The sequence below is a fragment of the Pseudomonas edaphica genome, from assembly GCF_965277385.1.
Taxonomy (GTDB): Bacteria; Pseudomonadota; Gammaproteobacteria; order Pseudomonadales; family Pseudomonadaceae; genus Aquipseudomonas; species Aquipseudomonas edaphica.
Genome location: NZ_OZ255725.1, coordinates 3,702,614 through 3,714,844, shown reverse-complemented (window position 1 = coordinate 3,714,844; position 12,231 = coordinate 3,702,614). Strand labels below are relative to the sequence as shown.

Genomic DNA, 12,231 nt, shown 5'->3' with positions numbered 1-12,231 from the left:
ATTACTGTTGAGGTTGTTTAGAAGCGATGTGCAGATAGTGCTCTGCCACATCCAGCATGCGGTTGGCAAAACCCCATTCGTTGTCGAACCAGGCCAGGATGTTCACCAGCCTGGGGCCGGAAACACGGGTCTGGCTGGCATCGACAATCGCCGAATGCGGGTCATGGTTGAAATCACAACTGGCGTGCGGCAACTCGGTGTAGGCCAGCAGGCCTTTGAGCGGGCCGCTGGTGGCGGCGTCGCGCAAGATCCGGTTGACCTCCGTCGCGTCAGTGTCGCTGACGGTTTGCATGGTGATGTCCAGACAGGACACGTTCACCGTCGGCACCCGTACGGCTTTGGCCTGGATTCGCCCGGCAAGTTCCGGCAACAGTCGCTCGATGCCACGGGCCAGGCCGGTAGACACCGGAATCACTGACTGGAACGCCGAGCGCGTGCGGCGCAGGTCTTCATGATGATAGGCGTCGATCACCGGCTGGTCGTTCATCGCGGAGTGAATCGTGGTGATCGACACATAATCGATGCCGATCGCCTGATCCAGCAGGCGCAACAGCGGCACGCTGCAGTTGGTGGTGCAGGAGGCGTTGGACACCAGCAGTTCATCGCCGGTCAGGCAATCCTGGTTGATACCGTAGACGATGGTGGCGTCCACATCCGCCTCGCTGGCCATCGGCTGGGAAAACAGCACACGCGGTGCGCCGGCGTCGAGAAAACGCTGGCCATCGGCACGGGTGTGGTAGACACCGGAACATTCCAGCACCAGGTCAACGCCCAGTGCTTTCCAGTCGATGCCTTCTGGGGTGGCACTGCGCAAGACCTTCACGCAGGTGCCATTAATATGCAGACAATCGCCCTCGACCCGCACTTCGCCGGGGAAGCGGCCGTGGGTGGAGTCAAAGCGTGTCAGGTATTCGATGCTGGCCATGTCAGCCAAATCGTTGATCGCCACAATTTCAAACCCGGCCGCCGCCCCTCGCTCGAACAGAGCACGCAAGACGCAACGACCAATGCGGCCGTAGCCGTTGAGTGCAACTTTGTAGGGACGCGGTTGAGGCATGGGGTTCTCGATCAAGGTTAGTTCGGTGTCGAATGTTCTGACGCCATCGCGGGCAAGCCCGCTCCCACATTAGACCGTAATCCAAATGTGGGAGCGGGCTTGCCCGCGATGGCGCCAGTACAGACAACGCAGACTGACTTAGTCTTCCAGCAGCTCTTCAGCCTGACCCAGGATGTTTTCCAGGGTGAAACCGAATTCTTCGAACAACGCTGGCGCCGGCGCCGACTCACCGTAGGTGGTCATGCCGATCACGCGGCCTTCCAGGCCCACGTACTTGTACCAGTAGTCGGCGTGCGCCGCTTCGATGGCGATACGTGCGCTGACCTGCAACGGCAGAACCGATTGCTTGTAGTCCGCGTCCTGGGCTTCGAACAGGCTGGTGCACGGCATGGACACCACGCGAACGTTGCGGCCCTGGGCGGTCAGCTTGTCGTAGGCCTGAACAGTCAGGCCGACTTCGGAACCGGTGGAGATCAGGATCAACTCCGGCTCGCCGATGCAGTCTTTGAGCACATAACCGCCACGGCTGATGTTGGCGATCTGCGCGTCGGTACGCACTTGGTGTTGCAGGTTCTGACGCGAGAAGATCAGCGCCGAAGGGCCGTCCTTACGCTCGATAGCGTGCTTCCAGGCCACGGCCGATTCCACGGCGTCGGCTGGGCGCCAGCAATCCAGGTTCGGCGTGGTACGCAGGCTGGTCAGTTGCTCGACCGGCTGGTGCGTCGGGCCGTCTTCGCCCAGGCCGATGGAGTCGTGGGTGTACACATGGATCACCCGCTTCTTCATCAGCGCGGCCATACGTACCGCATTACGCGCGTATTCCATGAACATCAGGAAGGTCGCGCCGTAAGGCACCAGGCCGCCGTGCAGGGACACGCCGTTCATGATGGCGCTCATGCCGAACTCGCGCACGCCGTAGTACATGTAGTTGCCGCTGGCGTCTTCGGCCGAGACACCTTTGCAACCTTTCCACAGGGTCAGGTTGGAACCGGCCAGGTCAGCCGAACCGCCGAGGATCTCAGGCAGCAATGGGCCAAAGGCGTTCAGGGTGTTCTGGCTGGCTTTACGGCTGGCGATGGTCTCGCCCTTGGCCGCGACTTCGGCGATGTAGGCCGAGGCTTTTTCCGAGAAGTCGGCAGGCAGGTCACCGGCCAGGCGGCGCACCAGCTCGTTGGCCAATTCCGGGAATTCGGCGGAGTAGGCAGCAAAACGCTGGTCCCACTCGGCTTCGGCGGCCAGGCCTTTTTCCTTGGCGCTCCACTCGGCGTAGATGTCAGCCGGGATTTCGAACGGGCCATGGTTCCACTTCAGCGCTTCACGAGCCAAGGCGATTTCCGCGTCACCCAGTGGGGCGCCGTGGCAGTCTTCTTTACCTTGCTTGTTCGGCGAGCCGAAACCGATGATGGTCTTGCAGCAGATCAGGGTCGGCTGCTCGCTCTTGCGCGCGGTGTCGATGGCGGTCTTGATCTCTTCCGGATCGTGACCGTCAACGTTGCGGATCACCTGCCAGTTGTAGGCTTCGAAACGCTTTGGCGTGTCGTCGGTGAACCAGCCTTCGACTTCGCCGTCGATGGAGATGCCGTTGTCATCGTAGAAGGCAATCAGCTTGCCCAGGCCCAGGGTGCCGGCCAGGGAAGCGACTTCGTGGGAAATACCTTCCATCATGCAGCCATCACCCAGGAACACGTAGGTGTGGTGGTCGACAATGTTGTGGCCAGGGCGGTTGAACTGCGCGCCCAATACTTTTTCCGCCAGCGCAAAACCCACGGCGTTGGCCAGGCCCTGACCCAGCGGGCCAGTGGTGGTCTCGACGCCTGGGGTGTAGCCGAATTCCGGGTGGCCCGGGGTGCGGCTGTGCAGCTGGCGGAAGCTCTTGAGGTCATCGATGGTGACGTCGTAGCCGGTCAGGTGCAGCAGCGAGTAGATCAGCATCGAGCCGTGGCCGTTGGACAGCACGAAGCGGTCACGGTCAGCGAACGACGGGTTACTCGGGTTGTGCTTCAGGTAGTCACGCCAAAGTACCTCGGCGATATCCGCCATGCCCATCGGGGCACCGGGATGGCCGCTGTTGGCTTTTTGCACGGCATCCATGCTGAGGGCACGAATGGCGTTGGCACGCTCACGACGGCTGGGCATCGCTGATCTCCTGGAGTTTGAGTAGAAGAAACGGAAAAAAGGACCGGCATTTTCCCTCAGCCACCGCCTGCGGGCAATGACAGATAGTCACTTGTAGGTGTTTTTCCTGCGGTTTACCCGGCATTGGCTTGCAGAAACAGCCCACCGGTTCGTCTAAAGGTTATAGCGGCTGCTTATAACTACCGATTATCGACCAATATCAAAACTTTTTGATATTGGCCTTGCGGGGATTTCCACCCGTCACTAGACTGCTGGCCTTATGAACCTACCCGTGCCCTCCCTGCGTCCCGACGACGGCGATGAGCTGGCTGCCTTATGCAAGGCCGCTGGTGATCCGTTGCGCCTGAACGTGTTGCGCGCACTGGCCAACGACTCTTTTGGGGTGCTGGAACTGGCGCAGATCTTCGCCATCGGCCAATCCGGCATGAGCCACCACCTCAAGGTGCTGGCCCAGGCCGAGCTGGTGGCTACGCGCCGCGAAGGCAATGCGATTTTCTATCGCCGCGCCCTGCCCCACACCGAGCTGCTCGGCGGCAAGCTGCACGCTGCCCTGCTCGAAGAGGTAGACAGTTTGGGCCTGCCCAGCGACGTGCAGTCGCGCATCAGCCAGGTCCACGGGCAACGCGCCGCCGCCAGCCAGGACTTTTTCTCACGGGTAGCCGAGAAGTTTCGCGCCCAACAGGACTTGATCGCCGGTTTGCCCCAATACCGCGAAAGCGTACTGGCGCTGTTGGACAAGCTGAGCTTCAGTGATGAGGCGACGGCGTTGGAAGTTGGCCCCGGCGACGGTGGCTTCTTGCCGGAACTGGCACGTCGCTTCAAGCAGGTGACCGCGCTGGACAACAGCCCGGCGATGCTTGAACTGGCGCGCCAGCTGTGCGAGCGCGAAGCGCTGGGCAACGTCAGCCTGCAGTTGGCCGACGCGTTGAATGACACCAGCCTGCTGGCCGATTGCGTGGTGCTGAACATGGTCTTGCACCATTTTGCGGCCCCCGCCGAAGCCCTCAAGCAGATGGCGAATTTGCTGCAACCGGGCGGCAGCCTGCTGGTCACAGATTTATGCAGCCACAACCAGAATTGGGCCAAGGAGGCCTGCGGTGATCTCTGGTTGGGTTTTGAACAGGACGATCTGGCCCGTTGGGCCACCGCTGCGGGACTCGTTCCCGGGGAAAGCCTCTATGTAGGTTTACGTAATGGTTTCCAGATCCAGGTCCGCCACTTTCAGCGACCGACTGGCGACACTCACCATCGGTAAATATCAGGAAAACATCGAGATGAGCGAATACTCCCTTTTCACCTCCGAGTCCGTGTCTGAAGGGCATCCGGACAAAATCGCCGACCAGATTTCTGACGCGGTGCTGGACGCCATCATTGCTGAAGACAAGTTCGCCCGCGTGGCGTGCGAGACTCTGGTGAAAACGGGCGTGGCGATCATCGCCGGTGAAGTCACCACCACCGCCTGGGTCGACCTGGAGCAGATCGTTCGTGACGTGATCACCGACATTGGCTACAACAGCTCCGACGTCGGCTTCGACGGCGCGACCTGCGGCGTGATGAACATCATCGGCAAGCAGTCCCCCGACATCAACCAGGGTGTGGACCGCGCCAAGCCTGAAGATCAGGGCGCCGGCGACCAGGGCCTGATGTTCGGCTACGCCAGCAACGAAACCGACGTGCTGATGCCGGCACCGATCACCTTCTCGCACCAGCTGGTACAGCGCCAGGCGCAAGCACGTAAATCCGGCGTGCTGCCGTGGCTGCGCCCGGATGCCAAGTCCCAGGTCACCTGCCGTTACGAAGGCGGCAAAGTGGTGGGCATCGACGCCGTTGTACTGTCGACCCAACACAACCCGGACGTGTCCTACGCCGACCTGCGTGAAGGCGTGATGGAGCTGATCGTCAAGCACGTGCTGCCTGCCGAACTGCTGACCAAAGACACTCAGTTCCACATCAACCCGACCGGCCAGTTCATCATCGGCGGCCCGGTGGGTGACTGCGGCCTGACCGGTCGCAAGATCATCGTCGATAGCTACGGCGGCATGGCCCGTCATGGCGGTGGTGCGTTCTCGGGTAAAGACCCCTCCAAGGTTGACCGCTCGGCGGCCTACGCCGGTCGTTACGTGGCCAAGAACATCGTCGCGGCCGGCCTGGCCGAGCGTTGCGAAATCCAGGTTTCCTACGCGATCGGTGTAGCCCAGCCTACGTCGATCTCGCTGAATACCTTCGGCACCGGCAAGATCAGCGATGACAAGATCGTCAAGCTGGTGCGTGAGATCTTCGACCTGCGCCCTTACGCAATCACCACCATGCTCGACCTGCTGCACCCGATGTACCAGGAAACCGCAGCCTATGGCCACTTCGGTCGTACCCCTGCGCAGAAGACTGTCGGCGACGACACCTTCACCACCTTCACCTGGGAAAAAACCGACCGCGCCAACGACCTGCGCACTGCCGCCGGCCTGTAAGCACGCGTTGCACCAAAAGCCCCGCCGGGTTCGCCCGGCGGGGCTTTTTATTGTCTGCGCGATGACTTTCGTATTTTTTGGATCCAATGCTTGCAGGCCAAATAATGGCCCTCTAGAATCCGCGCCCTCTCGGGCCTCTCACCTTATTTGGATATTGCCTTGCGCCAGCCCGGGATAGACCAGCGCGCAAGCAATCGAACATTGAGGTTTTTCATGCGCATTTCCACGCTCGCTCCTGCCGCCCTGCTGTTCTGCCTGTTCGCCCTGCCGGCCCATGCCGCCGACCTGAGTGCATTGGGTGGCGCCTTGAGCACTCAGCTAGGCGGCAAAACCGGCGACTGTCAGCAGCAAGCCAAAGACCTGCAAGCCAAGATCGATGCGGCGCAAGCCAAGAACGACCTGCTGAGCGTCCAGGCGTTTAAAGCGGCTCAGGAGCAGCTCAACAAAGGTTGTAACAAACTGGCAGAATCCCAGGCCAAGGTCGATGCCAAGCAACAAACACAGGAAGCCAAGATGGAAAAGAACGATGCCGTGAAGGCGTTGGGCGGCCTGTTCAAGTAACTGGTAACACCCGGTAAAAAGCCCCGCACTGCCGGGGCTTTTTTGTGGCCGCCTGGATCACTTAGGCTGAGCGTCCCTTCCGAGCAAGGATGCTCATGATGCATTTACTGATTGCCCTTCTACTCAGCGCCCTGGCGTTTCCAGCCTGGGCCGAAGACTGCCCCGAAGAGGCACGCTCACAGGTCGGCACCCTGGCTGAACAGCTCAAGCTCTGGGATGACAGTTACCACCGGCTTGGTCAGTCCCCGGTCAGCGACGAGCTGTACGACCAGGCCCGACAGCGCCTGGCGCGGTGGCAGGCCTGTTTTGCGCAAACGCAGTCGACGGCTGATAACCCGCTGGCAGGTGCACGCGGTACGCAGCCTCATCCAGTCGCTCATACCGGCCTGGAAAAGCTGGTGGATGAAGGGGCCGTGGGTGAGTGGCTCAAGACACGCCAGGACGTCTGGATCCAGCCCAAGGTCGACGGCGTTGCGGTGACGCTGGTGTATCGCAAAGGCCGTCTGAGCCAGCTCATCAGCCGTGGCGACGGCCTGCTCGGTCAGGACTGGACAGCCGCCGCGCGCAAGATCCAGGGCATTGTCCAGCAACTGCCAGAGCCCATCGACCTGGTGCTGCAAGGCGAACTCTATTGGCGTCTTGACGATCATGTGCAGTCCGAACACGGCGGGCTCAGTGCCCGCAGCAAAGTGGCCGGGCTGATGAATCGCCGACAGTTAAGCGATGCCGAGGCCTCCAGGATCGGGCTATTCGTCTGGGCCTGGCCCGACGGCCCGACAGACTTCAGCACGCGCCTGGCCACCCTGGCGCGCTGGGGGTTCACCGATAGCCGCCGCTACAGCCATCCCGTGCAAAACCTCACTGAAGCCGCGCATTGGCGCAGGTACTGGTACAACCATCCGCTGCCCTTTGCCAGCGATGGCGTGGTGTTGCACCAGGCCCGGCACGCACCTGCCAAGCGCTGGCTGGTCAGCGCGCCGTATTGGGCGGTCGCCTGGAAATACCCGATAACCAGGGCTTTGGCGCTGGTGCGCAAGGTGCAGTTCAAGATCGGCCGCACGGGGCGTATCACGCCCATTCTGGAACTGGAGTCGGTGCGACTGGACGACCGGCAAATCCGCCGCGTCAGCGTCGGCTCCTTGAAACACTGGCATGCACTGGATATCCGCCCCGGCGATCAGGTCTCCATCAGCCTTGCCGGCCAAGTGATTCCTCGGTTGGAGCAAGTAATCCTGCGCAACGAGACCAGGGTGGCGGTGCAAGTACCGGATGCGCGCAACTTCCACGCCTTGAGTTGTTGGCAACTGGACCCTGGCTGCGAAGAGCAATTGCTCGCGCGCCTGACCTGGCTGAGCAGCAACCAGGGACTGGCCCTGCCTTATATGGGCCGCGAGACCTGGAACGCATTGATCCAGGCCGGTCTAATCGCAGGCATTCTCGATTGGTTAACCCTGGATGCGGCAGAGCTTGCTAACATTGACGGCTTCGGTGATCGCCGCCGTGCCCGGGTGCTCGACAGCCTGCAAAGCGCGCGGCAACGGCCCTTTGCACAATGGCTAAAAGCCCTGGGCGTACCGCCTTCGGCGCGCAACGATCTGGAGGGTGGCTGGCAGACCCTGGCCGCCAAAGACACGCAAGCCTGGCTGGCCACCGACGGCATTGGCCCGGGTCGCGCGGCGCAATTGAGCGCTTTTTTTCGCGACCCGCAAGTACAAGCGTTAGCTGAAACATTACGCGTGGCTGGAATTGACGGGTTTTAAGCCCAACCCGGCCACTTTTACTCCCGGCAGAATTCACCCTGCCATCCGATTGCGACCTTGGAGCCTCACATGAAATTTCTAGCCCCACTTGCCTTGTTGGCCACCGTAAGCCTGGCGAGCATGCCGCTGCTGGCCGCCGAAGAAGTGCCAGAACTCACCGGCTGCGCCGCCAAGCGCCAGGCCATCAGCGCACAAATCGAACAAGCCAAGACCCATGGCAACAGCGAACAACAAGCCGGCCTGGAAAAAGCCCTGAGCGAAGTCACCGCCCACTGCACCGATGCGTCCTTGCGCAAAGAACGCGAGAACAAAGTGCTCGACGCCAAGCACGAAGTCACCCGCCGTCAGGCCGACCTCGACAAGGCGATGAAAAAAGGCGATGCCGACAAGATCAATAAACGCAAAGACAAGCTGGCTCAGTCGCGCAAAGAACTGCAGGAGGCTGTCGACGAACTCGACAAATAAAACCGGTCAGTGGTCGCGAAACTGTTTATGGCAGGCCGTGCAGGCATCTTCGACTTTCTGCACCGCAGGCCCCAGGTTGCTGGCCTTGTAGGGCTGCACCTGGCTTGCGATTACCAATTCACCGGTAGCCGTTTCAAGGTTTCGGGCCAGCTCCTGGAAGCGTGCCTGCTGTTGCCACACAGTATCCTTGGCGCTGGTGTGATCTTCCTCACGCACACTCGGGAAATGCTTCCACGGTTCGTGGGACAACGCATCGAGCTTGACCGCGCCTTCGGCGAACTTCGCGCCGTCGAACGGGATACGCCCACGCAGCATGCCGCCCAGGTCTTCGCCGGTCTTGAGCATCTGCTTGAAGATGGCCTTGCGTTGGCCCAGCGGCGAATTAGGATCGACACCGCCGCAGGCGGACAAGGTCAGGCAGGCCAGCAATGCCACGGTCAGTTTTTTAAAAGTCATGATGGCTTCAGGGTCACGGGAAACGGCGGCCAGTATCCTCGCCCCGCCCGCAAAGGCCAATAGCCCTATTAATAATAAGGGTTGCCCGAATGCGCTGCGGCGCAGGCAACCGCTTCAGGAATTACGTGTATGAATGTCACCTTGAAACGCTGGAGCCGCCGAATGGTGTGGGCTCTGCCGATGGTTGCGCTGCTGGCCGGTTGCGATGGCGGCAAAGACACCGGCAAAAAAGATGAAGCGGCCAAGCCCCATGCCGTCGCCACCTATGTCAGTGCACCGTGGGAAGCGCTGCCGGCGGTTTCCGACAGCGACCTGCTGGCCGGGTTTGAATCCTGGCGCAGTGCCTGCCAGCGCCTCAAGGCTGATCCGGTGTGGGGCGCAACCTGTGCCGCCGCCGCCACCGTACCGGGCGATGCCGTAGCCGTGCGCGGTTTTCTCAAGGAGCGCCTGGATGTGTTCGGCCTGCGCTCGGCCGACAACACACCCAATGGCCTGATCACCGGCTACTACGAGCCGGTCTACCCCGGCAGCCTGACCGAAACCGCCACCGCCCATGTGCCGGTGTACGGCGTGCCGGACGACCTGATCATCGTCAACCTGGAAAGCATCTACCCGGAACTCAAGGGCAAGCGCCTGCGCGGCCGCCTCGAGGGCCGTGTACTCAAGCCGTATGACGACGCCAGCACCATCAACGGCCAAGGCTCCACTGCCAAGCCGATTGCCTGGCTGACCAACCCGATGGACCTGCAATTCCTGCAGATTCAAGGCTCGGGGCGTATTCAACTGGCCGGTGGGCGCCAATTGCGCGTGGGCTATGGCGACCAGAATGGTTACCCGTACCGCCCGATCGGCCGCTGGCTGGTGGAGCAAGGCGAACTGAAAAAAGAAGACGTGACCATGGGCGCCATCAGCGCCTGGGCCAAGGCCAACCCGCAGCGCATTCCGCAATTGTTGGCGAGCAACCCCAGCTACGTGTTTTTCAGCGCCCGCCCGGACAGCAACGAAGGCCCGCGCGGCTCACTGAATGTGCCGCTGACGGCGGGTTACAGCGTGGCGGTGGACCGCAAGGTGATTCCGCTGGGCAGTCTGCTATGGCTGTCGACCACCAAACCCGATGGCTCGCCCATCGCACGGCCCGTCGCCGCGCAGGACACCGGCGGCGCGATCACCGGTGAAGTGCGCGCAGACTTGTTCTGGGGCACCGGTGACGCGGCGGGTGAGCTGGCGGGGAATATGAAGCAGCAGGGGCAGATCTGGATGCTGTGGCCCAAGGGCGCGGCGTTGCCCCACGTGCCGGATGCGCCAGCTGGCACCTGAATAACGCTGAAGAACCCATGTGTGCGGGCCTGTGTGGGAGCTGGCTTGCCTGCGATAGCATCACCGCGGTGTAACTGACACACCGAGGTGCCCGAATCGCAGGCAAGCCAGCTCCCACACAAGCCAGCTCCCACAGGGGATTACGTCAAACCTCTAGATCGACACAAAAAAGAAACTCGCAATCAACGCCATCCCCACCGCCCACACCAGCGAACGCAGCATCGCCCAGTCGGCCAGGTAGCAAATGATGTACAGCAGCCGACTGGTGATAAACAGCACGGCCAGTACATTGATGGTCACCAGCGACGCCGTACCGGCCAGGTGCGCGATGATTACCGCCGCTGCAAACGCAGGCGTCACTTCAAAGCTGTTGAGCTGGGCATTGTGGGCGCGCTTGGCGACGCCTTCGACGGTATCCAGGAAGGCACGCGGGTCGTGGTTCTGCCGTGGGCCGAACTTGCCACCGCTGAACTTGGCCACCCCCGTGCACAGGTAAGGCAGGAATATTGCGATCAACACACACCAGAAAGCGGCCGTCATGATGGATTCCTTTTTTTGTTTTAAATAGAAATTAGAGTTTTAGCACTATAACTGCAATATCGCACTCACCGGCTATGAACCGAGGCGCGCCGAAAGGTTCTATCAGGCTTTTAGCCGGCGCCTTGAAACATCCCGCCGCTGTTGCGGTCCATCCCAGCAATAACGACCTTCCCTCACTTCCAAGGACCTCGGATGCTTGAACTTGTCGCCGCCTTTATTTGCCTCACCACCCTGCTCACCTATGTGAACTACCGATTTATTGGGCTGCCGCCCACGATCGGTGTGATGGTCACGGCCCTGGTGTTCTCCCTGATTTTGCAAGGCCTGAGCCTTATCGGCTACCCAGGCCTCGAAGAACGTATCCAGCAGTTAATCGGCCAGATCGACTTCGGCGACTTGCTGATGAACTGGATGCTGTCGTTCCTGCTGTTCGCCGGCGCCTTGCACGTCAACCTCAACGACCTGCGCAGCTATCGCTGGCCCATCGGCCTGCTGGCGACCTTCGGCGTATTGATCGCCACCGTGGTCATCGGCAGCCTGGCGTACTACATCTTTGCCCTGTTCGGCTGGCACGTCAGCTTCCTCTACTGCCTGCTGTTCGGTGCACTGATTTCGCCCACCGACCCGATTGCGGTGTTGGGCGTGCTGCGAACCGCCAACGCCTCCAAACCACTGAAAACCACCATCGTCGGCGAATCGCTGTTCAACGACGGCACCGCAGTGGTGGTGTTTACCGTGCTGCTGGGCATCGCACAGCTGGGCGAGACACCGACCGTCGGCGCCACGGCCATGCTGTTCGCCCATGAAGCGATTGGCGGCGTGGTGTTCGGCGGGCTGATCGGCTACCTGGTGTACCTGATGATCAAGAGCATCGAGCAGCATCAGATCGAAGTGATGCTGACTCTGGCGCTGGTGATCGGCGGTTCGGCAATGGCGACCGAACTGCACGTTTCGGCGCCGATTGCGATGGTGGTGGCCGGGCTGATCATCGGCAACCTGGGGCGCAAGCTGGCCATGAACGACATGACCCGCCGCTACCTCGACGGCTTCTGGGAGTTGCTCGATGACATGCTCAACGCCCTGCTGTTTGCACTGATCGGCATGGAGCTGCTGCTGTTGCCGTTCAACTGGCTGCACGTACTGGCCGCCAGCTTGCTGGCCGTGGCGATCCTGGCCTCACGCCTACTGACCGTGGCCCCGGCGATCCTGTTGCTGCGCCGCTGGCGCACGGTGCCACGCGGCACTATCCGCATTCTCACCTGGGGTGGTTTGCGCGGTGGCGTCTCGGTAGCACTGGCGCTGGCCCTGCCGCTTGGCCCGGAACGCGACTTGCTGCTGAGCATCACCTACATCGTGGTGCTGTCGTCGATCCTGTTGCAGGGTTTGAGCATCGGCAAGCTGGTCAAGCATGTGACCAAAGATGAGCCTGCACCGCCAACCGAGGCTCACTGATTGAGGACGGCGGCGGATTCAT

General features: G+C 61.3%; 11 protein-coding genes. 7 read left to right on the top strand and 4 right to left on the bottom strand.

The genetic code is table 11. The annotated features are described in order from the left end of the window. Position 1: 1 nt before the first annotated feature. Positions 2–1,057, bottom strand: a complete 1,056-nt coding sequence (epd, locus tag ACQY47_RS16790; protein ID WP_017139397.1) for an erythrose-4-phosphate dehydrogenase — start codon at positions 1,055–1,057, stop codon at positions 2–4. 138 nt (positions 1,058–1,195) lie between these two features. Further along, complete coding sequence (tkt, locus tag ACQY47_RS16785; protein WP_138453924.1) at positions 1,196–3,193, bottom strand: transketolase; 1,998 nt, start codon at positions 3,191–3,193, stop codon at positions 1,196–1,198. A 259-nt stretch (positions 3,194–3,452) separates the two neighbouring features. Here tkt and ACQY47_RS16780 point away from each other — a divergent pair, with 259 nt between their 5' ends. The 5 genes from ACQY47_RS16780 (at position 3,453) to ACQY47_RS16760 (ending at position 8,444) form a co-directional block, all read left to right on the top strand. Next, the gene (locus ACQY47_RS16780) at positions 3,453–4,448 is read left to right on the top strand and encodes an ArsR/SmtB family transcription factor (protein ID WP_017139399.1); all 996 of its coding nucleotides are present in this window, start codon (positions 3,453–3,455) and stop codon (positions 4,446–4,448) included. 19 nt (positions 4,449–4,467) lie between these two features. Next, a complete protein-coding gene (metK, locus tag ACQY47_RS16775) occupies positions 4,468–5,658 on the top strand; it encodes a methionine adenosyltransferase (protein ID WP_017139400.1) in 1,191 nt (396 codons plus the stop codon). 213 nt (positions 5,659–5,871) lie between these two features. After that, positions 5,872–6,219: a hypothetical protein gene (locus ACQY47_RS16770; RefSeq protein WP_017139401.1), complete on the top strand. Its 348-nt coding sequence runs from the start codon at positions 5,872–5,874 to the stop codon at positions 6,217–6,219. A gap of 95 nt (positions 6,220–6,314) precedes the next feature. Continuing rightward, positions 6,315–7,979: an NAD-dependent DNA ligase LigB gene (gene ligB, locus ACQY47_RS16765; RefSeq protein ID WP_428550394.1), complete on the top strand. Its 1,665-nt coding sequence runs from the start codon at positions 6,315–6,317 to the stop codon at positions 7,977–7,979. 69 nt (positions 7,980–8,048) lie between these two features. Further along, complete coding sequence (locus ACQY47_RS16760; RefSeq protein ID WP_017139403.1) at positions 8,049–8,444, top strand: DUF1090 domain-containing protein; 396 nt, start codon at positions 8,049–8,051, stop codon at positions 8,442–8,444. Positions 8,445–8,450: 6 nt separating this feature from the next. Here the strand turns inward: ACQY47_RS16760 and ACQY47_RS16755 are convergent, their stop codons facing one another. After that, positions 8,451–8,900, bottom strand: a complete 450-nt coding sequence (locus ACQY47_RS16755; protein ID WP_170036841.1) for a c-type cytochrome — start codon at positions 8,898–8,900, stop codon at positions 8,451–8,453. A gap of 129 nt (positions 8,901–9,029) precedes the next feature. Between ACQY47_RS16755 and mltA the strand changes: the two genes are divergently transcribed. Beyond that, positions 9,030–10,217 (top strand): murein transglycosylase A, encoded by a 1,188-nt coding sequence (gene mltA, locus ACQY47_RS16750; protein ID WP_017139405.1) that lies wholly within the window; start codon positions 9,030–9,032, stop codon positions 10,215–10,217. A 153-nt stretch (positions 10,218–10,370) separates the two neighbouring features. On the opposite strand, the gene ACQY47_RS16745 is transcribed toward mltA, so the two are convergent. Then, complete coding sequence (locus ACQY47_RS16745; RefSeq protein WP_017139406.1) at positions 10,371–10,757, bottom strand: MAPEG family protein; 387 nt, start codon at positions 10,755–10,757, stop codon at positions 10,371–10,373. 192 nt (positions 10,758–10,949) lie between these two features. On the opposite strand from ACQY47_RS16745, the gene ACQY47_RS16740 reads away from it, so the two are divergent. After that, positions 10,950–12,209, top strand: a complete 1,260-nt coding sequence (locus ACQY47_RS16740) for a cation:proton antiporter (RefSeq protein WP_017139407.1) — start codon at positions 10,950–10,952, stop codon at positions 12,207–12,209. The last annotated feature ends 22 nt before the right edge of the window (positions 12,210–12,231 follow it).